The 20,861-nt window shown below is 72.4% G+C and carries 19 protein-coding genes; 5 read left to right on the forward strand and 14 right to left on the reverse strand.

All coding sequences use genetic code 11. The annotated features are described in order from the left end of the window. Positions 1 to 144: 144 nt before the first annotated feature. The 5 genes from AC07D6_RS12475 to AC07D6_RS12495 form a co-directional block, all read right to left on the reverse strand. Entirely contained in the window at positions 145 to 2,880 is a 2,736-nt protein-coding gene (locus AC07D6_RS12475; RefSeq protein ID WP_479043701.1) for an exo-rhamnogalacturonan lyase family protein, read from the reverse strand. Positions 2,881 to 3,104: 224 nt separating this feature from the next. Further along, on the reverse strand, positions 3,105 to 3,692 hold the full coding sequence (locus AC07D6_RS12480) for a hypothetical protein (RefSeq protein ID WP_315881100.1): 588 nt from the start codon (positions 3,690 to 3,692) through the stop codon (positions 3,105 to 3,107). Between the two features lie 31 nt (positions 3,693 to 3,723). Then, positions 3,724 to 4,581 carry a carbohydrate ABC transporter permease gene (locus tag AC07D6_RS12485; RefSeq protein ID WP_315881068.1) on the reverse strand — a complete coding sequence of 286 codons (858 nt, stop codon included), beginning with the start codon at positions 4,579 to 4,581 and terminating at the stop codon, positions 3,724 to 3,726. Next, positions 4,578 to 5,588 carry a carbohydrate ABC transporter permease gene (locus AC07D6_RS12490; RefSeq protein WP_315881069.1) on the reverse strand — a complete coding sequence of 337 codons (1,011 nt, stop codon included), beginning with the start codon at positions 5,586 to 5,588 and terminating at the stop codon, positions 4,578 to 4,580. The genes AC07D6_RS12485 and AC07D6_RS12490 overlap by 4 nt, the downstream gene beginning before the upstream one ends. Before the next feature lie 14 nt (positions 5,589 to 5,602). Further along, positions 5,603 to 6,829, reverse strand: a complete 1,227-nt coding sequence (locus AC07D6_RS12495; protein ID WP_315881101.1) for an ABC transporter substrate-binding protein — start codon at positions 6,827 to 6,829, stop codon at positions 5,603 to 5,605. A gap of 439 nt (positions 6,830 to 7,268) precedes the next feature. On the opposite strand from AC07D6_RS12495, the gene AC07D6_RS12500 reads away from it, so the two are divergent. Continuing rightward, complete coding sequence (locus tag AC07D6_RS12500) at positions 7,269 to 7,718, forward strand: GNAT family N-acetyltransferase (protein ID WP_479043705.1); 450 nt, start codon at positions 7,269 to 7,271, stop codon at positions 7,716 to 7,718. A 137-nt stretch (positions 7,719 to 7,855) separates the two neighbouring features. On the opposite strand, the gene AC07D6_RS12505 is transcribed toward AC07D6_RS12500, so the two are convergent. The 6 genes from AC07D6_RS12505 to AC07D6_RS12530 all read right to left on the reverse strand — a co-directional run bounded on the left by AC07D6_RS12505 (position 7,856) and on the right by AC07D6_RS12530 (position 14,159). Further along, positions 7,856 to 8,107: a hypothetical protein gene (locus AC07D6_RS12505; protein WP_315881071.1), complete on the reverse strand. Its 252-nt coding sequence runs from the start codon at positions 8,105 to 8,107 to the stop codon at positions 7,856 to 7,858. Positions 8,108 to 8,153: 46 nt separating this feature from the next. Next, entirely contained in the window at positions 8,154 to 9,176 is a 1,023-nt protein-coding gene (locus AC07D6_RS12510; RefSeq protein ID WP_315881102.1) for a LacI family DNA-binding transcriptional regulator, read from the reverse strand. A gap of 280 nt (positions 9,177 to 9,456) precedes the next feature. Beyond that, positions 9,457 to 10,989 carry an arabinosylfuranosidase ArfA gene (arfA, locus tag AC07D6_RS12515; protein WP_479043708.1) on the reverse strand — a complete coding sequence of 511 codons (1,533 nt, stop codon included), beginning with the start codon at positions 10,987 to 10,989 and terminating at the stop codon, positions 9,457 to 9,459. A 31-nt stretch (positions 10,990 to 11,020) separates the two neighbouring features. After that, positions 11,021 to 11,878, reverse strand: coding sequence for a carbohydrate ABC transporter permease (locus AC07D6_RS12520; protein WP_315881073.1), 858 nt, complete (start codon positions 11,876 to 11,878; stop codon positions 11,021 to 11,023). After that, on the reverse strand, positions 11,875 to 12,840 hold the full coding sequence (locus tag AC07D6_RS12525) for a carbohydrate ABC transporter permease (protein WP_479043711.1): 966 nt from the start codon (positions 12,838 to 12,840) through the stop codon (positions 11,875 to 11,877). Before AC07D6_RS12525 ends, AC07D6_RS12520 begins: the two co-directional genes overlap by 4 nt. Then, entirely contained in the window at positions 12,837 to 14,159 is a 1,323-nt protein-coding gene (locus AC07D6_RS12530; RefSeq protein ID WP_315881075.1) for an extracellular solute-binding protein, read from the reverse strand. Before AC07D6_RS12530 ends, AC07D6_RS12525 begins: the two co-directional genes overlap by 4 nt. A gap of 194 nt (positions 14,160 to 14,353) precedes the next feature. Between AC07D6_RS12530 and AC07D6_RS12535 the strand changes: the two genes are divergently transcribed. After that, complete coding sequence (locus tag AC07D6_RS12535) at positions 14,354 to 15,064, forward strand: Clp protease N-terminal domain-containing protein (protein ID WP_479043714.1); 711 nt, start codon at positions 14,354 to 14,356, stop codon at positions 15,062 to 15,064. 376 nt (positions 15,065 to 15,440) lie between these two features. Here the strand turns inward: AC07D6_RS12535 and AC07D6_RS12540 are convergent, their stop codons facing one another. Beyond that, the gene (locus AC07D6_RS12540) at positions 15,441 to 15,683 is read right to left on the reverse strand and encodes a hypothetical protein (protein WP_315881081.1); all 243 of its coding nucleotides are present in this window, start codon (positions 15,681 to 15,683) and stop codon (positions 15,441 to 15,443) included. 226 nt (positions 15,684 to 15,909) lie between these two features. Then, complete coding sequence (locus AC07D6_RS12545; protein WP_479043717.1) at positions 15,910 to 16,854, reverse strand: alpha/beta fold hydrolase; 945 nt, start codon at positions 16,852 to 16,854, stop codon at positions 15,910 to 15,912. 108 nt (positions 16,855 to 16,962) lie between these two features. Between AC07D6_RS12545 and AC07D6_RS12550 the strand changes: the two genes are divergently transcribed. Both AC07D6_RS12550 and AC07D6_RS12555 read left to right on the forward strand, forming a co-directional pair. Beyond that, positions 16,963 to 17,613 (forward strand): TetR/AcrR family transcriptional regulator, encoded by a 651-nt coding sequence (locus AC07D6_RS12550; RefSeq protein ID WP_315881083.1) that lies wholly within the window; start codon positions 16,963 to 16,965, stop codon positions 17,611 to 17,613. Further along, on the forward strand, positions 17,610 to 17,921 hold the full coding sequence (locus tag AC07D6_RS12555) for a hypothetical protein (RefSeq protein WP_479043719.1): 312 nt from the start codon (positions 17,610 to 17,612) through the stop codon (positions 17,919 to 17,921). Before AC07D6_RS12550 ends, AC07D6_RS12555 begins: the two co-directional genes overlap by 4 nt. A gap of 314 nt (positions 17,922 to 18,235) precedes the next feature. Here AC07D6_RS12555 and AC07D6_RS12560 read toward each other — a convergent pair whose 3' ends face one another. Further along, the gene (locus AC07D6_RS12560; RefSeq protein ID WP_479043721.1) at positions 18,236 to 20,152 is read right to left on the reverse strand and encodes an FG-GAP-like repeat-containing protein; all 1,917 of its coding nucleotides are present in this window, start codon (positions 20,150 to 20,152) and stop codon (positions 18,236 to 18,238) included. Between the two features lie 513 nt (positions 20,153 to 20,665). Here AC07D6_RS12560 and AC07D6_RS12565 point away from each other — a divergent pair. Then, entirely contained in the window at positions 20,666 to 20,857 is a 192-nt protein-coding gene (locus AC07D6_RS12565; RefSeq protein ID WP_479043723.1) for a hypothetical protein, read from the forward strand. Positions 20,858 to 20,861 lie beyond the last annotated feature (4 nt).

Raw genomic sequence — 20,861 nt, forward strand, 5'->3', positions numbered from 1 at the left:
CGTTGTTGCCGTTTCCGGGAAACGGCCGTGGGGGGGGGGCCCCGCCCCCCCGCCCCCCCCCCCGGCCCCCCCCCGCCGGGCCAGCGGGGGCGCGGGGGGGGGCGCCCCCCCCGGGGGGCCGGGGCCGCACCGCCCTCCCGGGTGTCACCCCGGCATCTTGTCGCCCACCAGGGCCAGGTTCTGGATGGCGGCCAGGCCGAACAGGGCCGTGGTGTTGGTGGAGATCCACAGGTGTTCGTAGCCGGGCTCCAGGACCTGCGGGCCCTTCAGCGGGGTCTTCTCCCACTTCATGGCCTTCGTGTACCCGTCGCTGTCGTAGAACTTCCGCCACGCCCGCGCGGCCAGCGCGTCGTCGCCCAACTGGGCGGCGGCGTAAGCGTCCTGACGGGAGTGGCCCTGGAACAGGATGAGCGACCCGAAGTTCTTGCCGTACCGGGCGGCCTGCTCGGTCTTGGTCGCGTTGAAGTAGCGGCAGTAGTCGAGCCACGCCTCCTTGAACGCGGGCATGTCGATCAGGTCGATCAGCTCGGCGCACATCTCGACCAGGCCGAACATCGCCGACAGGTGCGAGACGCCGACCACCGGTTCGGTCGCCACCGCGAACCGCCCCGTGTCCAGGTCGTACAGGCCCGTGCCCTGCACGAAGCCGTTCGGCTGCGCGGCGATCGTCTCCATGGTGGACCGCAGCCGCGCCTCCGCCTTCGCCGCCTTGGGCCCGCGCCGCTCCCACTCGGTCAGCCACGCGGCCGCGAGTCCGCTCCAGTCCGTGCCGAAGCCGATCGACAGCGCGTGGCGGTCGGGCTCGTACGGTTCGGTGCGGATCTTCCGGATCGGGTCGAGGACGAGGAACGTCTCGTCGGAGTCGACCAGGTCGTGCATGAGGTCCCCGACCCGCTCGTCGGCGGTGAGGAAGTAGTACGGGCGCCGGTACACGGCGGTGGAGATGCGCTGCTGCTTCGCGCTGTCCGCGAAGTGCTGCACGCCGTGCCGCGTGCCGAGCCCCGCCCACTGCCCGAGGTGGTACACGTCGACCTCGCCGGTGTGCCGGGTCATCGCCTCCGCGAACCGGAAGATGTCGGCGCGCCCCGAGCGCAGGTACGCGTACCAGAGCCACAGGTCCGGCGACAGCTCCGAGTTGTCCCAGGCGTACCCGCCGACGTCGTACCGCCACTGGTGCCGGTCCTCGTCGTACGTGTGCATGATGTCGCCGTAATCCCAGAAGCCGTACCAGCGGCGCTGTTCGACCTGGTCCTTGTAGTACGTGAACAGGAAGTCGAGCTGGTCCTCGATCGCCGCCTTCGCCGGGGTCGACCGGTCGACGGGGGCGAACAGCCCGCCGAACACCTTGGCGCGGACCAGGTCCTCGGGCGCGGCGGCCAACTGCGGCGGCGTCCGCACGGCCCGCGCCTGGGCGACGAGGGCGTCGGCCGCGGGGGTGGCCGCGTTGGCCCAGAACATCAGCTCGCTGGTGCGGGCGATGCCGTAGGGGGTGCCGAAGCCGGGCTCGTAGTCCTCGTACGTGATGTTGAGGCCCTCGATCTGCTCGGGGTACGTCTCCTGGCCCAGGCCGTCGTGGTAGAAGCGCAGGTCCATGGGTTGCGCCTCGGGCGACCAGAGCCACAGGGTGACCTCGGCGGCGTCCCCGGCGGCGCCGCGGATGTCGAGCTGGGCGGGGTGCTTCTCCCAGAAGTCGCGCAGCCCGAAGGAGAAGCCGCCGCTGACCCCGCCGACGTACGCGAAGCCGTTGGCCCGCCGCCCGCCGCCCGCGGGGATCCAGCCGTGGCCGGGCTTGGTCCGCTTGCGGAGCGTGAAGCCGTCCGCGGACAGCTGGGAGAGCGTGTAGTCGCCCCAGGTGGGGACGTAGGGGAGGCGGGTGGTGACCCGCTGGTCCCAGGTCGACGGGTCGGGCAGCTTCTCGCCCTTGACCTGCGCGGCGCGCACCGCGGCGCCGGGGTCGCGGCGCAGGCCGGTGATGCCCTGGACGGCCTCGGTGAGGAACCCCTCGCCCTCTCCGGCGATGCGGACGTGCCGGTCGTACGCCGCGTCCCGCATGGGCACGGTGAAGCGGACGCCGAGGCCGCGGACGAAGTCCTTGTTCTGATCGCCGTCGTACGTGATGGTGTGCACCATCCGGAACGACTCGGCGCCCGCGTAGAAGTACAGCCGCACGCTGAACGGCAGCCACCTCCGGCTCCCCTTGCGGTGCTTGCCGTCGATCCGCACGACGGCCCGCACGGGGCCGCGCTGCTCGACGACGGCCCGCTCGATCTCGCCGTCGAACCGTTCCCACTTGGCGTTGCCCTGGTCGCCGTCGTCGAGGTCGCTCTGCCGCAGCAGGACGAGCCGGCCGTCGGTGGCGATCTTCGTGCCGCCGCGGGTGACGGACTCGACGAGTTTCCCGCCGTCCTTGGAGACGACCGCCTTGATGGTGCCCGTGTCGACGGTGATCCGCCGGTCGGTCTCCGTGACGGCGACGCGCTGGGCGGGGGCGGCGCCCCCGGCGCCGGGCGTGAGCGTGAACTTCTCGGCGCCCGCCGCGGCGGGGCCCACGGCGTGGGCGGTCCACTTGAGGGAGCCGTCGGGCCAGTAGGCGGTCGCCCAGCTCTGCACGGGCACCTCCTCGCCGTCCTCGGTGGCCAGGGCGAAGCCCCGGTCGGCCGGGACGGCGCCCTTGGGCCAGGGCACGCCGAACGTCGAGCCGGGCGCGGCGCCGAGCCCTCCGTCCTCCAGCCAGCCGACGCGCACCGGCGCGTCCCCGGCCTGCGCCTCGGCCCCCGGCGCCGCCTGCGCGGTCCCCTGCCCCAGTGCCCAACTGAACTGCGCGGCGGCCCCGACGGCAGCCGCCGCCTTGAACAGGGATCTGCGCGGTATGGGAGACATGAACGTTCCTTCCTGACAGTGAGTCCGAATCGAGCGGTGGACTCGGACCCCGCCGCGCCGCCCGTTCCGCCGGGGCGGAGCGGGCGGCGCGGCGGGTGCCTCGTCCGGGAGGCCGCGCGCGACGGGCCGGGACGCCGTCCCGGCGGGGCGCGGGCCTACGGGTCCGGGGCCGGGGCCCCGGGGCTCCTGGCCCGGGGCCCCGGCGCGGCGGTCAGGCTCGGCGGTCAGGCGCGGCGGCGTTCCACCGCGAGCGCCGCCCCCATCAGCACCCCCGCCGCGGGCGCCGCCAGCGGCGGCGACAGCCACGCCGACGCGGCGATCACCGCCAGCCCGCACACCAGCACCAGCGACCCCGCCGGGTCGCGCACGGTGCGCCGTACCGCCGCGCCCATGAGCACGCGCCACGACGCGCCGGGCCGCCACACCGCCGCGGCCCGCACCCCGGCGACGACCAGGCCCAGCAGGGCCAGCACCCCGACCGCCCCGGCGAACGCCCCGCCGGGAAGTCCCCCGGCGCGTACGACGGCCAGGTCGGCCCAGACGAGTGCGACCGCCGCCCAGCCGGCGGCTCCGACCAGCCAGCCGTGCCGGGCGGCGGCGGTCCGCAGGTCGGCGACGAACTCCCGCACCCCACCCCCCTCGTGGGCGAGGACGCGCCGCAGGTGCGCCGCGCCCGCGGCGAGCGCGGCCGGCAGGGTGACCAGCGGCAGCGCCGCCACCGCGATCCACACCCCGGTCAGCAGGCACTCCGCGAAGACCGCGAACCCCGCCAGGAAACCGGACGGCCGCGCCGCCCGCGCCGTGTCCGTCACGTGCGTCGTGTTCGTCGTCGACACGCCGGGATCACCCCTTCAGGCCCGACGTGGCCATGCCGTCGATCAGGTACCGCTGGAAGGCGAGGAAGAACGCCAGTACCGGCAGCAGCGCGACCAGCGACATCGCGATCATCCCGCCGTAGTTGGCGACGCCGTCCTGGTCGACGAACATCTTCAGGCCGAGCGACACGGTGTACTTCTCGGGCTCGTTGAGGTAGATCAGCGGGCCCATGAAGTCGTTCCACGCGTTGATGAACGTGAAGATCGCGCTGGTGATCAGCGCCGGCCGGCACAGCGGCAGCACGATCGACCAGTAGATCCGCAGGTGTCCGCACCCGTCGAGGCGGGCGGCCTCGTCCAGCTCCTTCGGCAGGTTCCGCATGAACTGCACCATCAGGAAGACGAAGAAGGCGTCCGTCGCGAGGTACTTGCCGAGCAGCAGCGGCGTGTAGGTGTTGATCAGCTCCAGTTTCTGGAACAGCACGTACTGCGGGATGAGCAGGACGTGGTACGGCAGCAGCAGCGTGCCGATCATCAGGGTGAACATCAGCCCGCGCCCGGCGAACCCGATGCGGGCGAAGGCGTAGGCCGCCAGGGAGCTGGAGACCAGCACGCCGACGACGGAACCGACCGCCAGGAACAGGGAGTTGCCGAAGAAGGTGCTCAGGGGGATGTCGGCGATTCCCTGGGCGAGGTGCCGGTAGTTGTCGGTGATGGGGTCGGTGGGGAACAGTTGGAGGCTGCCGACGATCTCGTCGTTGGGTTTGAGCGAGGCGCCGATCACCCACAGCACCGGGTAGAGCACCACCGCGAGGATGGCGAGCGCCCCGACGTGCCAGGCGATCGAGCCGGCGCCGCGGCGGCGGATGGTGGCGAGCGCGCTCATCGGGCGGCCTCCTCGTAGTGCACCCAGCGCTTCTGGGACCAGAACAGCACCGCCGTCACCAGGCCGACCGCGAGCAGCAGCATCCAGGCCATGGCGGAGGCGAAGCCCATGCGGCTGTTCTCGAACCCCTGCACGTACAGGTAGCAGGTGTAGACGAGCGTCGCGTCGGCCGGGCCGCAGGTGCCGCCGGCCTGGCCGCCCAGGATGTAGGCGGAGCCGAAGATCTGGAAGGAGTGGATGGTCTCCAGCAGGACGTTGAAGAACAGCACCGGGGAGATCATGGGCAGGGTGATGTTCCAGAAGCGGCGCCACGTGCCGGCGCCGTCGACCTCGGCGGCCTCGTACAGCTCGCGCGGCACCTGCTTGAGGCCGGCGAGGAAGATGACCATCGGGGCGCCGAACTGCCACATCGTCAGGGCGATGAGGCTGTACACGATCCAGTCGGGGTCGCCGATCCAGCCGCCGACGTCCATGCCGAACAGGCTGCGCTGGGCGCGGTCGACGATGGCGTCGTCGGAGAAGATCGCGCGCCAGACGATGGCGATGGAGACGCTGGCGCCGATCAGGGACGGGGCGTAGAACGCGGCCCGGTAGAAGCCCTGGCCGCGGCGCTTCTGGTTGAGCAGCAGGGCCACCCCCAGGGCGGCGGCCAGCTTCAGCGGGGTGCCGACGACGACGTACCAGAGGGTGACGTCGACGGAGTGGCGCCACCGGGGGTCGGCGAACATGTCGGTGAAGTTCTTCAGGCCGACCCAGCGGGGCGCGTCGAACAGGTTGTAGTCGGTGAAGGCGAAGTAGAGCGAGGCGATCATCGGACCCGCGGTGAGCAGCGCGAAGCCGGCGATCCACGGGGACATGAAGAGGTAGCCGGCCAGGTTCTCCCGGCGGGCCCGCCGCCGGGCGCCGGGGCCGGAGCGCCCCTTGGCCGCGCCGCCCCGCCCCGGCCCGGGGCCCGCCGGTCCCTCGGCGGGGAGGGCCGCGGCGGCGGGCGTCTGTACAGGTGTCACGGTGTTTCTCCCTCTCAGGAGCCGAGGGCGGTCTTCGACTCGGAGAAGAACTGCTGGACCGCTTCGGCCACGGAGCTCTTGCCGAGGGCCATCTCCTCGGCGATCCGCAGGAACGCGGCCTCCGCGATGTCGGCGCCGGCCGGGTGCGGGGTGATCTGCTCCAGGACGCCGGAGTCGACGAGCTGCTGCTCGTACGCGGCGATCTTCTGGTTCACCGGGTCGGTGGGCTTGAACGCCTCGTACTGGGCCGTGGTGGCGGGCACGCCGCGGTCGTAGCCCATGATCTTGGCGACCTCGGGGTCGTGGACCATGAAGTCGATGAACTGGGCCACTTCCTTGGGGTGCTTGGTGCGCTTGGAGGCGCTGAGCATGAGGGAGCCGAGGTACTGGCCGGTCTTCTTGCCGTCGGTGGTGGGGATGGGCGCGAGGCCGTACTCGCTCTTGCCCTCGGAGGTGTAGCGGATGGTGAAGTTGTCCCAGGTGAACTCGCACGCGGAGAGCCCGGCGGAGAGGGCCGCCTTGGGCTTGACCTGGGAGACCTTCTTCGGGTCGGAGTACGTGCCGGCCCGGACGCCCTGGAGCGCCTTCGTCCACCAGTCGGTGAGGTCGGACTCGGTGAAGCCGAGCCCCTTGGGCGTGAAGAACGCCTTGCCGTGCTGGCGGAGGTAGAGGTCGTAGAGGTACATCACGCCGTACATGCCGCTGTCGCCGGCGCGCCCCTGGGTGTCGCGGATCTTGTCGAGGGCGGCGTGGAACTCGTTCCAGGTCCAGCCCGGCTTGGGGGTGATCCCTGCCTTGTCGAAGACCTTCTCGTCGATGACGAGCGCCATGGAGTTGGAGCCGACGGGGACGCCGAGGAGCTTGCCGTCGACCTCGCCGAACGTGTCGAGGCCGGCGCGGAAGCCGTCCATGCGCAGGTTCCCCGCCTTGACCTGCTCGCTGAGGTCGAGCAGGACGTTCTTGGCGTCGTACTTGCGGAGGAAGCCGATGGCGTTCTGGAAGACGTCCGGCGGGTTGCCGCCGGACGCCTGGGTGTTGAACTTCTTCCAGAAGTCGAGGTACGGCTGGAAGTCGGTCTTGACCTTGATCTTCGGGTACTTCTTCTCGAACAGCTCGATCGTCTGGTTGATGCGCTTGGCGCGGTCGTCCGACCCCCACCACGCGTACCGGATCGTGACGGTCCCGCCGTCCGAGCCGCTTCCGCCGCCGCAGCCAGCCGCCGTCAGGCCGAGGGCGGCCATGGAGCCACCCGCCAGCTTCAGCAGGCTGCGCCGGTCAACAGACCCCTGGGTCCCGGTCCCGTTGGTACGCACAGTCGTCCTCCAGCGCGCATTGAATCGTTTTAGGTAAGCGCTTGCTGGGACAACGTAAGGATCCCGGGCTGGCGAGTCAACGGTTACGACAAGATCCGTTCACGCGACGGCGCGGCGACTCCGACCCCGGGACACCGCTCCGGAGGGCGTTCGTCCGACCGGCCGAACCACGGGCGCCGCACGGCACCTTCGGGACCTTCCGCGGCGGGGGCGGGGGCGGGCCCGGGCGGGGTCACGGCCGACGGCGCCGCCGGAGGCGCCCGGGAGGGGCCGCGGGGGCCCGGACCGCGCCCGGAGCCCGGCACGACGGCGACCCCCACCGGAAAAGGTAATGGTCTCATGTACATTTCACCCCTATACTGCGGCGATGCGTTCCCTCACGATCAGGCGCGCCGCGGCACGGGACGCGGACCGCCTCACCTCACTGGTCCAGGGGTCCGGCGCCTACCGGGGGGCGTACGCCTCGATGGTCTCGGGGTACCGGGTCACCGCGGAGTACGTGGCCCGGCACCGGGTCTTCGCGGCCGTCGACGCCGCCGATCGGCCGCTGGGCTTCTACTCCCTCGTCCTGGAGCCGCCGGAGCTGGACCTGATGTTCGTGGCGGACGGGGCGCGGGGGTCGGGCGTCGGCCGGCTCCTGGTGGAGCACATGCTCGGCCAGGCCCAGGAGGCCGGCCTGGGCGAGGTCCGCGTGGTGTCCCACCCGCCCGCCGAGCGGTTCTACCGGCGCCTGGGAGCCGAGCGGGTGGGCACGGTGGCCCCGTCCCCGCCGAAGGTGGCCTGGGAGCGCCCGGAGTTGCGGTTCGTCCTCGCCTGACGCCCGGGGCGGGGGCGGGATCTCGAAGCCCCGCCCCGCGTCCGCGTCAGCGCCCCTCCACGCCGCCCGCGCCGGCGCCCGCACGCGCCGCCCACGTCAGGGCCCGTCCACGCCGCCCACGTCCGCGCCCACCCGCGTCAGCGCTCCACGAAGACGCTCAGCCGGTAGGTGGTCGGCTGCTCCAGCCGGCCGCAGAACGTGTCCACACGCGTCGCCGACCAGTCGAACCCCTGCTCCGTGCTGCGCAGTCGGCGGAGGTGGGCGTGCCACTCCTTCTCGTCCCGGGTCTCGAAGACGACCTCCCAGTGCCCGGCCTCGGGGGCGAAGCGCCCGGCCGCCCGGCGCGCGGCGCCCTCGTCCCGCTGTCGTCTCCTGCGCTGCTTCGGCATCGGCCCAGCATCGCGGGCCGGTTCCCGCGCGGCAAGGCCGGGCCGGTCACGGGTGGCGGCGGGGCGGGAGGCTGGAGGCCCGGACCACCAGTTCCGGCCGGAGGACGATGTGCCGGTGCGCGTGGCCCTCCTGCCCCGTGCCGTCCGTCTCCTCGATGAGGAGCTCCGCCGCCATGCGCCCCATCCGCTGGGCCGGCTGCCGCACCGACGTGAGCGGCACCGCGGCGGCAGCCGCGAACTCGATGTCGTCGTAGCCGACCAGCGCGATGTCGTCCGGCACCGAGACCCCCGCCGCGAACAGGGTCTGGAGGACGCCCAGGGCCAGCAGGTCGTTGGCGCAGAAGACGGCCGAGGGGCGGGGCGACATGCCGAGCAGCCGCGCCCCGGCGTCGCGCCCGGAGGCCACGTCCAGCCGCTCGGTGTCGACCCGTACGAGCGCGTCCGGCGGCAGCCCCGCCTCGGCGACCGCGGCCAGGGCGCCCGTGCGCCGGTCCTCGATCTGCGGCAGGTGCGCGGGTCCGCCGACGTAGACGATGCTCCGGTGGCCCGCGCCGAGGAGGTGCCGCGCCGCGAGCGCGCCGCCCTCGACGTCGTCGACGGAGACGGAACACGCGTCGGTGCCGGCGGCGGTGCGGTCGACGAACACGTACGGGATGCCGTGCCGGGCGAAGGCCCGCAGCGTGTGCCCCTCCGGGTCGGCCGGGGTGACCAGCACCCCGCGCACCCGCTGCTCGGCGAAGAGTCCCAGGTACTCCGCCTCCTCCTCCGGGTCCTGCGCGCTGTTGCAGAGCATGACCCCGAGACCGGCCTCCCGCGCGGCGCGCTCCGCCCCGGTCGCCAGGTCCACGAAGAACGGGTTCGCCATGTCGAGGACGAGCAGCGCGATGATCCGGCTCTGTCCGGCCCGCAGTTGCCGGGCGGACTCGCTGCGGACGTAGCCCAGCTCCTCGATGGCGGCCTGGACGCGTTCGCGGGTGGCCTCGGCGACGGTGCCGGGCCGGTTGATCACGTTGGAGACGGTGCCGACGGACACCCCGGCCCGTTGCGCCACGTCCTTGATTCCCACCATGCGCGCCACGCCCGCGCCCCCTTTCGCTCCTGCCCCGGCCCGTCCCGGGCGGGACGCCCCATCGTACGCATGAATCGATTCATCCGGTCTTTCACGCGCCGTCCGCACACGCCGACGCCGTGGCGGCGTCCGGTACGGACACCGCCACGGCGCTTCCGGCGGGCGGGGGGAGGGGGAGGAACGGACGGGAAAGGGCGGGAAGGGGCGGGTCAGGTCCGTGCGTCGCTCGCGTCCGGCCGTCCCCCCGGGGGCCGCCCCGGTGGGCGGCCCCCGGCCGCCGTCACCTCGTCCCGAGCCGGATGACGTTCCACGACATCGGCTCCAGCACCGCCCGCAGCACTCCGTCCTCGACCCGCGTCCCGTCCACCGCGTGCGGCGTCACCCGCTCCGGCTCGTCGAGCGTGTTGCGCGCCTCGGGGTCCGGGTCGGCCAGCGCCGTGTGCTCGACGACCTCCATCCCGTCCAGCCCGTGCAGGACCACGTCGAGCGGCAGCGGCGCGGTCCGGTCGCGGTTGACGGCGAACACCGTGACGGCGCCGTCGTCGGCGCGCACGGCGGTGGCGTGCAGCAGCGGGACCGTGCCGTACTTCTTCGTCTCGTACGTCGGCGACTCCACCCGCACGTCGAGGACGCGGCCCCGCCCGTACCGGGACGCCTGGGCGAACGGGTAGAACGTGGTCTGCCGCCACGCCGGCCCGCCCGGCTCCGTCATGATCGGCGCGATGACGTTGACGAGCTGCGCGAGGCAGGCCACGGCCACCCGGTCCGCGTGGCGCAGCAGGGCGATCAGCAGGGAGCCGAAGACCACGGCGTCCGTCACCGAGTAGACGTCCTCCAGCAGCCGCGGCGCCTCGGGCCAGTCCAGCGGCTCGGCCTCGACCTGCTGCTGGTGGCGGCTGAGGTACCAGATGTTCCACTCGTCGAAGGAGAGCTGGATCTTCTTCGGGGACTTCAGGCGCGCCCCGACGTGGTCGCACGTGGCGACCACCTCCTCGATGAACGCCTCCATGTCGACCGCCGAGGCGAGGAAGGAGTCCCGGTCGCCGTCCTGCTCCTCGTAGTAGGCGTGCAGGGAGACGTAGTCGACGACGTCGTACGTCTCGGCCAGCACCGTCGCCTCCCACGCGCCGAACGTCGGCATGCTGCGCGAGGAGCTGCCGCACGCGACGAGCTGCACGTCCCGGTCCATCTGGCGCATGGCGCGGGCGGTCTCGGCGGCGAGCCGCCCGTACTCCTCGGCGGTCTTGTGGCCGGTCTGCCAGGGACCGTCCATCTCGTTGCCGAGGCACCACAGGCGGATGCCGTACGGGTCCTTGTCGCCGTGCGCGGCACGGCGGTCGGACAGTTCGGTGCCGCCGGGGTGGTTGGCGTACTCCTGGAGCTCCAGCGCCTCGGCGACGCCGCGCGTGCCGAGGTTGACGGCCATCATCGGCTCGGCCTGGGGGCCGACGCGGCGCAGGAACTCCATGTACTCGGCGAGGCCGAAGCGGTTCGTCTCGGTGGTCCGCCAGGCCAGGTCGAGGCGGCGGGGGCGGCTGTCGACGGGGCCGACGCCGTCCTCCCACCGGTAGTTGGACACGAAGTTGCCGCCGGGGTAGCGGATGGCGGTGACGCCCAGCTCGCGGACGAGGGCGAGGACGTCGGTGCGCAGGCCGGCGTCGTCGGCGGCGGGGTGGTCGGGCTCGTGGATGCCGGTGTAGACGCAGCGGCCGAGGTGTTCGACGAACGAACCGAAGAGGCGCGGGTCGACGTCGCCGACCGTGAAGGCCGGGTCGAGGGTGAAGCGGGCGGGGACGGGCGTGGTGCCGGTCATGGGTGGCGGGTTCCCTTCGGGGGTCGGTGGGTTACTGGCCGGCGAGGCCGGTGTGGGCGACGCCGCGGACGATCTGCCGCTGGAAGAGGGCGAAGACCACGAGCAGCGGGAGGCCGGCGATGACGAGGGAGGCCATCATCTGCGCGTACCGGACTCCGTACGACGACTGGACGTTGACGAGGCCGACCGGGAGGGTCATGCCGCCCGGGTCGGTGGTGACGAGGAACGGCCAGAGGAAGTTGTTCCAGGTGGAGATGAAGGTGAAGATCGCGACGGCGGCGAGGACGGGCCGGGACAGCGGCATGACGATCGTCCAGAAGACCCGCCAGCGGCCCGCGCCGTCGACGAACGCGGCCTCCTCCAGCTCGCGCGGCACGCCGTCGAAGAACTTCACCAGGATGAAGACCATCGCGGGCACGGCGACCTGCGGGAGGATCACGCCCCAGTACGTGTCGACGAGGCCGAGGGCGGCCATCTCGGCGAACAGCGGGGCGATCAGCACCTGCGGCGGCACCATGATCCCGGCGAGGACCAGCCCGTACAGCACCCTGCGTCCGCGGAACTCCGTGCGGGAGAAGCCGTACGCGGCGGTGGCGCACAGCAGCACCGTCAGCGCGGTCGTCACGACGGAGACGTACGCGGAGTTGAACATCCAGCGGGTGAGGTCGCCCGAGCCCCACACCTGCCGGTAGGCGTCGAGGGTGACGGTGGAGCCGATCCACTCCAGGGGCGTCCGGGTCGTCTCGCCCTCCGGCTTGAGGGAGGTGGCGACCGCCCAGGCCAGCGGCAGCACCCACGCGACGGCGAGGGCGAGCGCGGCGAGGAGCATCAGCAGCCGGCCGGTGGTCCAGCGGGGGCGGCGGGCGGGGGTGTCGGCGGCCGCGCTCATCGGGCGGTCTCCTCTCGGGTACGGCGGGACAGGCGCAGCTGCACCAGGGAGACGATCAGGATCAGCGCGAAGAAGAGGTACGAGACGGCGGAGGCGTAGCCGGTGCGGTAGCCGGTGAACCCGGCCTGGTAGACGTACTGGAGGATCGGCCGGGTCGCGTCGTCGGGGCCGCCGCCGGTCATGATGTACACCTGGTCGAAGACCTTCAGCGAGGCGAGGACCTGCAGGACGACGACGACGCCGGTGGTCGTGCGGAGCATGGGCAGGGTGATGGAGCGCAGTCGCTGCCAGGGTCCGGCGCCGTCCAGTTCGGCGGCCTCGTACAGGTGCTGCGGGATGGCTTGGAGCGCGGCCAGGTAGAGCAGGAAGTTGAAGCCGACGGTCCACCAGACGGTGGTGAGGACGATGGAGAGCATCGCGTACCGCTCGTCGGTGAGCCAGCCGATGTCGGGGTGGAGGCCGAGGGCGGCCAGGGCCTGGTCGGCGAAGCCGAAGTCGGACGGGTAGATCACCCACAGGAAGAGCAGGCCGACGACGCCGGACGGCAGCAGGAACGGCGCGAACCAGCTGAGCCGCCAGAGCCACTGGACGACCCGCAGGTGATGGGCGAGCAGGGCGAGGACGAGGCCCACGACGACCAGGGGCACGGTGGACAGGACGGTGAACCAGACGGTGTTCCCCAGCGACGACCAGACGGCCGGGTCCTGGATCGCTTCGGCGTAGTTGTCGAGGCCGACGAAGCCTCCTCCGGAGCCGGAGATGTTCTCGCTGGTCAGGCTGATGCCGAGGCCGGAGACGAGCGGCCAGAGCAGGAAGGCCCCGTAGACGAGGAGGAAGGGGGCGACGAAGACCAGGCCGTGCTCGGTCCAGTGCCGGCGGACGGCCGGCCGGGGCGGGCGCGGGGCCGGACGCGCGGTGCGCGGGGCCGGGCGCGTCGGTGCGGGGGCGGGGGACGTGGTCACCGGATGCCTCCGAAGGGGTTCGGCGTGTCGAGGAGGGTCCGGAGCCGGGCCTTCGCCTCGGCGAGGGCGCTTCGGGGGGTGCGGGCCCCGGTGAGCACGCCGGAGAAGACGGCGCCGAGCTCGATCCACATGACGGAGGCCGATCCGGCGAACCAGGCGGGCTCGTCGAGCGCCACGTCGTCGACGACGGAGCGGTACGCCGACTGCGGGGAGAGGGCGAGGTAGTCGGGGCGCCGCAGGGTCGGCAGGTAGGCGGGTACGTGTCCGCCCTTCGCCCATTCGACGGTGTGCCGCAGCATCCAGGCGACGAACGCGTGGGCCGCCTCGTCGGGCGGCCCGCCGCGGCGGTCCTGGTGCGGGAGGACGAAGGCGTGGCAGTCGGCCTGGGCGGTGGGGCGGCCGAAGAGGTTGGGGACGCGGGTGATGGAGAAGGGCAGCCCGGTGACGAGGAAGGAGCCGATCTCCCACGCGCCGTTGAGGTAGAAGCCGGTTTCACCGTTGTTGAAGACGCCGACGGCGCCCGCGTAGTCGACGCGGTGGGCGACGAGGCCCTCTTCGACGAGGGCGCGCATGTACTCCAGGGCCGTCAGCGCCTTGGCGTCGTCGAGGGCGAGGGTGGTGCCGTCGGGGCCGAGGACGGCGCCGCCGAGTTGGGAGTACAGGGTGGAGAACAGCCGCCAGGGGCCGATGCAGTCGGAGCCCAGCGTCTCGGTGACGAGCGCGGGCCGGCCGGTGACCCCGCGGACGGCGCGCAGGGCGGCGGTGAACCGGTCGGCGCCGTCGAGGGGTTCGAGGGTCCCGCCGCGGGTGAGCAGGCCGGCCTTGGCGCAGACCTCGGTGTTGTAGAAGAGGACCATGGGGTGGGTGTCGAGGGGGATGGCGTACTGCCGTCCCCCGACGGCGCCGCGCCGCCAGATGCCGGGCGGGAAGTCGTCCTCCCGTACGCCGTGGGCGGCGAGGAGGTCCAGGTCGAACGGGTCGAGGAGCCGGCCGGGCGCGAACCCGGCGAGGCGGGCCAGGTGGAGGACGGCGACTTCGGGGGCGCGACCGCCGGCGCCGGCCATGGCGAGTTTGGTGTAGTAGGGCGCGCCCCACTGGAGGGTGGCGGCCTCCAGGGCGATGCCCGGGTGCTCGGCGCGGAAGGCGTCGACCATGGCGAGCATGGTGAGGCCGTCGCCGCCGCCGAACAGGTGCCAGTAGCGGAGCCTGGTCCGCCCGGCGTCGGCGGTCCGCGGCGCGGCGCAGCCGGCGACGCCGGCGGCCGCGGCCCCGCCCATCGCGGTGAGCGCCTCTCTGCGGCTCAGGACAGGTCGTCCCATTCCCTCTCCCGGTTCGACATATCGAATGATGATCGCAACTTCGAACGGGTGGGACCGTAGATTCCCCACCCCCGGCCGTCAATGAGTCGCGCAAGGATCAAGCGAAATCGCGTCCCGGGTTCGACAGGACGAACAGAACGACCCCTCGTCAACTCCCGGTTGACACTCCTCGACTGTCAACCTACCGTTGACACATGACGAAACCCGGAGACGCCATCGCGTCCGTCCGCCTGGACGACCTCATCCACGCCATCAAGAAGACCCACTCCGACACGCTCGACCAGCTCTCCAGCGCCGTCATCGCCGCCGACCACCTGGGCGACGTGGCCGACCACCTGATCGGGCACTTCGTGGACCAGGCCCGGCGGTCGGGGGCGTCGTGGACGGACATCGGCCGCAGCATGGGCGTCACCCGGCAGGCGGCGCAGAAGCGGTTCGTGCCGAAGGACCCGGGCGAGCCGACGGAACTGGACCCGAGCCAGGGCTTCAGCCGGTTCGACGACACCGCCCGGAAGGTCGTCGTCGCCGGGCACGCGGCGGCGCAGAGCGCCCGCAGCGCCGAACTCGGCCTCCCCCACCTGGTGCTGGGGCTGGTGACGGAACCGGAGACGGCCGCGATGAAGGCGATCACCGCGCAGGGCGTGACGCTCGACGCCGTACGGCGTGCCGCGTCCGCCGCGCTCCCCCCGGCCGCCGAGGAGCCTCCCTCCCTCGTCCCGTACGACCAGGCCGCCAAGAAGGTCCTGGAGCTGACGTTCCGCGAGGCCCTGCGCCTCGGGGACCAGTACATCGGTCCCGAGCACCTGCTGCTCGCCCAGTTGGAGTACGAGAACGGCGACGGCGTGCTGAGCGGCCTCGGTATCGACAAGGAGACCACCGAGGCACACCTCACGGCCGCGCCCTGACACCCCCGTGGGCGCGGGGACGGGGTGTTCCCGCGCCCACGTCCGCCCCGCTGCGAAGCCCTGCGGGCCGGCGGCGCCGGTACGGGCCGTCGCCCCGATGGACGGCGCGAGCCGCCCCGCCCCTCAGCCGAGCCGCCGGCGGCGAAGGCGGCCGGTGTCGCGGGCGGGTCAGGGTCGTCGCCGGGGACAGCGCCGGTCCGCGCGTCCGGGAGGGGCAGGCGGTCCCGGCGGCAGCCGCGCCGGGGCGGACCGCCGTGGACGAGGGCCACCCGCCACGCGCCCCGTCGTCCCCGGGCAGCGTGGGCACCGCGACCGCTGCGCACCACCCGCAGGGGCGGACCGCGGTTTCCGGGCGAGGGATGGGGCGGCGCGGTCGTCAGGTGCGCGGCACCCAGTGGTACTTGCCGCCGCCGACCCAGCGGACGACGGCCGGGTCGTCGAGGTCGACGCGGGTCATCCCCAAGTCGCGGGCGATCTTGATCACGTCGATGATGTCGCGGGCGGTTCCGACGACATCGCCCCTGACCTCCACCACCCGGTACGGGGGGTCGGCCGGCACGACGCCGAGGACGACGATCGGGGAGCGGCCCGGGGCGCCTTCGGGAAGGACGTCGCTCATCGCTTCGGATCTCCTTCGGTGCAGGCGGCAGGCGGCGGGCAGCGGCCTGGGGCCGCCCGTCGGACCTCTACGGTCTACCCCCGCTGGAGCGCCTTCCCGCGAGGCTGGCGCGAAGGCGCCAATCGGCCCGCCCCCGCCCCCACGAGCGGTTCGCGGGCCGCGTCGTCTCCGCCCGACGGGCCGCGTCACCTCCGTCCGGTGGTCCGCGTCGGCGCCGTCCCCCGCATCACCGCCCCGCGCGTTCCGTGTGCCGCAGCACCTCCTCGGCCAGTCGGCCGTCCAGCGCGGACGGCAGGGTGTGGCCCAGGCCCGGCACGGTGACCAGCCGCGCGCCGGGTACCGCGGCGGCGAGGGCCTCGCCGTGCGGGAGGGGGAACATCGGGTCCGCGGTGCCGTGGAGCACCAGCGTCGGCGCGGTCACCCCGGCGAGGTCCTCGGTACGGCCGCTGCCGGCCGCACCGGCGAGCGTGTGGTTGAGGGCGGCGGGCAGATGGCGCGCCCGCCGGTACACGCGCCTCTCCATCGCCCGGTACTCGTCCTCGTCGAAGGGCAGGTCCGGGCCGTGGAGGACGCGCCAGAGCGGCAGCCGCGCGGCCAGGTACTCCTCCTCCCCCATCCCCCGGGACTGCGACACCGAGGCCAACGTCGCCAGCAACTCCGGTGTGGGCGGGGGGAGTTCTCCCTCCAGCGGCGGCAGCCCGGCCATCGCCCGCCCCACGATGCCCGCCATGTCGGTGCCCAGCGGCGACGAGGCGAGGGCCGTCAGGGTCAGCATCCGGTGACGGTGGGTCACGGCGAGCCTCTGGGCGATGACGCCGCCGAGGGAGGCGCCCACGAAGTGCGCCCGGTCGACGCCGAGCGCGTCGAGCACGGCGAGCGCGTCCGCCGCCATGTCGGCGACCGTGTAGGGGTGGGCGGCGAAGTCGACGGTGGAGGAGCGGCCCGCGTCCCGGTGGTCGTAGCGGATGACGCGGCGGCCCCCGGCGACGAGCCGCGCGACGAACCCGTCGTTCCACTGCACGCCCTGGGCGCCGGCCCCCATCAGCAGCAGCACCGCCGGATGCGCCGGGTCCCCGAACTCCTCGGTCCAGAGCCGGAGGTCCCCGGCCGGCACCATGCGCTCGACCCCGGCGAAGCGGCCCTTCCCGGTCCCGCACTCTTTTTCCTGCATGGTCGTTCAAGATAATGCCCCTCGACTCCGCCTGCCATCGATTTCCGGCCGGATGGCGGCCCCGGGCCCGGCTGGACGCCGGGGGAGGGTCCCGGCACCCTGTTCCGCATGGCAGGGGTCAAGGGGCAGGTCCAGAAGCGGGGCGTGGAGCGGCGCCGCGCGATGGTCGACGCGGCGATCGCGCTGTTCGCGCGAAACGGCGTACGCGGTACGGGCGTCGCCGCCGTCGCCGAACGCGCCGGCGTCACCCCGTCCGCCCTGATCCACCACTTCGGCAGCAAGGACGGCCTGCTGCGCGCCGTTCTGGAGGAGGCGGACCGGCGGGCCCTGGAACGGCTGTCGGCGGCGCCCGAGGCGCGGCCCACCGTCCGGCAGGCGTTCGACTGGTTCGTACGGGACGCGGAGCACACCGCTGCCGCGGAGCGCGAGCTGGCCGCGCTGCACACCACCCTGACCGCGGAGAACCTGGAGCCGGGGTCGGGGCTGCACACCTGGTTCCGGGACCGCAACCGGGTGTTGCGGGCGAGGTTGGCGGAGGTGTTCCGGCGGGCCGCCGCGGACGGTTCGGCGCGCGCGGACCTGCCGGTCGAGACGCTCGCGGCGGAGGCGGCGGCGTTCCTGGAGGGCGTCCACCTGCTGTGGCTGCTGGACCCCGAGGAGGTGGACCTCGCCGCCGTGAGCCGGGGGTACTTCGACGCGCTCGCGGACCGGATCGCACCGCCCGCGCCCGGACACGGAACAGTATGCTCGGCCGGGTGACGGGGACCAGCGCGCGCGATGCCCAACTGAACCGGCTGTGGGCCGCCGTGTGCGCCTTCGCCGGGATCTTCCTCCTCGTATGGGCGTTGTCCTGGGTCAGGGCACACGTGCTCAACGAGGACCTGCAGAATCACTGCGGAGATCTGCACACGGCCAGTTTCCCTTTCGAGAAGTCCTGCACGTACGAAGACGGCACGGTCGAGGGCGCGAACGGCCTGCTCCTCAAGGGGATCTTCTTCGGCTCGATGGCTGCGGTCGCGGCCTGCCTGGCGGCCGCGTTCACCCTCGAGGCCGGTCGCAGGAAGTAGCGCCCGAGCGCCCGACGTCCAGCGTTTTCCCTGCTCGGCCCGGCGCGGGGCGCCGCCTTCGTCGGGCAGTGGCCGGGAGGCGCCTGCCTCGCGGGGCCGCCACCGCGTCCCGCTCCCCCGCCGCCGGGTGCGGCGCACCGTCCGAGTGCTGTGCGGCGCGACGCCAAAGGGCCCTGGGCGGAACGCCCAGGGCCCTTTGGGTGCGGGGACGGACCGCGCCCCCCGTGGGCACGGGCCGGAGCGGGACGACGCCCGGGGTGCACCCGGGACGGCGTCACAGAGGCCGTGGCCGTCCCGGGAGCCGGGGCGACCCGTCAGTCGGCGATGTCGTTGCTGTCCCAGATGCGGACGGGACTTGCGAAGGCCGTTCCGGTGCTGGTGAACCTCCACAGGCCGGTGCGGTACGTTCCGTCGGTCTGCTGGCCGTTGTTGTAGAGGACGGCGATGTCGGTCCTGCCGTCGGCGTTGAAGTCACCGGTGGTGGGCTTGGAGCGGTCCCAGTTCCAGGAGAGGGCGCCGGAGTTCCACTTCGCGACGGGGGTGTCGAAGCCGGTGCCGTTGCTGGTGAACGTCCACAGGGTGGTGCGGTAGGACTGGTCGGTCTGCTGGCCGTTGTTGTAGAAGACAGCGATGTCGACCTTACCGTCACCGTTGAAGTCACCGGCCACGGGCTTGGAACGATCCCAGTTCCAAGAACCAGTACCAGAATTCCACTTCACCACAGGGGCATCAAAACCAGTGCCGTTACCGGCGAACGTCCACAGAGTGGTCTCGTTGGTGCCATCCGCGCGCTGACCGTTGTTGTAGAAGACAGCAATGTCGACCTTACCGTCACCGTTGAAGTCATCGGCCACGGGCTTCGAACGATCCCAGTTCCAAGAACCAGTACCAGAATTCCACTTCACCACAGGGGCATCAAAACCAGTGCCATTGCTGGCGAACGTCCACAGAGTGGTCTCGTTGGTGCCATCCGCGCGCTGACCGTTGTTGTAGAAGACAGCAATGTCAGCCCTGCCGTCACCGTTGAAGTCACCGGCCACGGGCTTGGAACGATCCCAGTTCCAAGAACCAGTACCAGAATTCCACTTCACCACAGGGGCATCAAAACCAGCGCCATTGCTGGCGAACGTCCACAGAGTGGTGCGGTACGTTCCGTCAGCCTGTCGGCCGTTGTTGTAGAGGACGGCGATGTCGGTCCTGCCGTCGCCGTTGAAGTCACCGGCGACGGACTTCGACGCGTCCCAGTTCCACGACGCCGGGCTGCTGGAGAGGTTGTCCCATGCCCGGACCGGGTTGTAGGTACCCGACGCGGTGCTGGTGAACTTCCACAGGGCAGTGTGGTTGGCGCCGCTCGCCGTCGGCGCGTACTTGTGCAGGACCGCGGTGTCGGTCCTGCCGTCGCCGTCGAAGTCGCCCGAGAGCTCCTGGGAGGCGTCGGCGTTCTCGCCCGCCTGGCCCCAGCGGGCCCCGGTCACCAGTGCCGTCCACGGGCCGAGGCCGTCGACCCTGGTGTCGATCGCGTTGGTGCGGGTTTCGGCCGGATCGGTGCCGAAGCATCCGCCCTGCCAGGAACGGCTGTTGATGCCGACCAGTTCGAGCCGGCCGTTTTGCTGGCGCAGCAGCGGGCCACCGGTGTCACCCTTGCATATGGCGTCGTCCGACGTCCTGCCGGTGATGTTGATGGTGGAATCCGTCACCCCATCGACGCCGAAGGTGGCGGTGTGGAGTTGGAGCGGGGCCCATTCGGTCCTGGTCCGGCCGTATCCCGCCGTGGTGACCGTGTCACCGGCGGCGGCGGGAGTGGTGGACACGGGTACGGGGGCGATACCGGTCGCGGGTGCCGCCAGACGGGCCAGCACCAGGTCACGGCCGGGGCGAGGAACGAGTTCGACGATGTCGCTGACGTACCCGGTGGTGGCGGTGAGGTCGGCGCGGCCGACGGTGGCGACGGTCTTCAGCGGCGGCTTGCCCGGGTTGAGCTCGGTGAGGCCGTTGCCGAAACAGGACGCGGCCGTCATGATCCACCGGGTGTCGACCAAGGCGCCGGAGCAGGCGCGCATGCTGTCGCCCTCGCCGATCACCAGCCTCGCGGTGAACGCGTAGGAGTTGTCGGTGACCACCGGGCCGGTGACCGCGTGACCAGAGGTGGTGGACAGGGCCAGAGGCGCCGCGACGGCCACCACGGCCAAGGCGGCGAGCCGTCTGGAGCGGACGGAACGGCGACGCAACATGTGAATGCCTTCTCCCGAACGTGTCAGAGGAAACGCTTGGACGGGAACCGATCATATAAATCAGGTGGTGGACGGGCCCTTACCTGAGTCCCCGTCACCTCCTTCGCGGTCCTGCAAGAGGGCCGCCGGACTCCGGGCCCGGCATGGCTGTCGCCCCTGTCGAAGGACACGGAGGCCCCCGCCCCCACTCGGGCGCGGCTCCGACACGGTGCCGGGCGCGTTCACCGACCGGACGGTGCTGCCGGAGGCGGTCCGCCGGGAGGACGGCGCGGACGGGGAGCCGTCCGCGGAACGGCTGGAGCAGACGCGGGCCTCCTTCGGGCACGTCTGCACGTCGAACCCGAGTGTCCTCCCCACCCGCGTGCGCTTCTTCGAGGACCCCGGCGAGAAGGGCTCCGTGAAGTGCCTCGACCCCGGCCCGGGCCGCCCCGACCCGAGCCGGGTGCACCGCGGCTTCCTTCCACGCGGAACCGGGACGACGCGGACTCGTCGCCGAGCCGGTGCCGTTTCGGCGTGTCGCTGTTCGACGCCTCCGGCCGGCAGGGCGGCGAGTCCTTCGTACAGAAGGGCTGCGTCCGCCGCGCGGCCCTCGCCCAGCAGGGGCGCGCCGGCGGCGAGTCCTTCGTACGGAAGGGCTGCGCCCCGGACCCGGCCCGCTTCGGCTGGGGCGACCGCGCCGCGCCGGCCGCCCACCGGGGCACGTGACGGC

Source organism: Streptomyces sp. NPDC045287 (assembly GCF_056432325.1).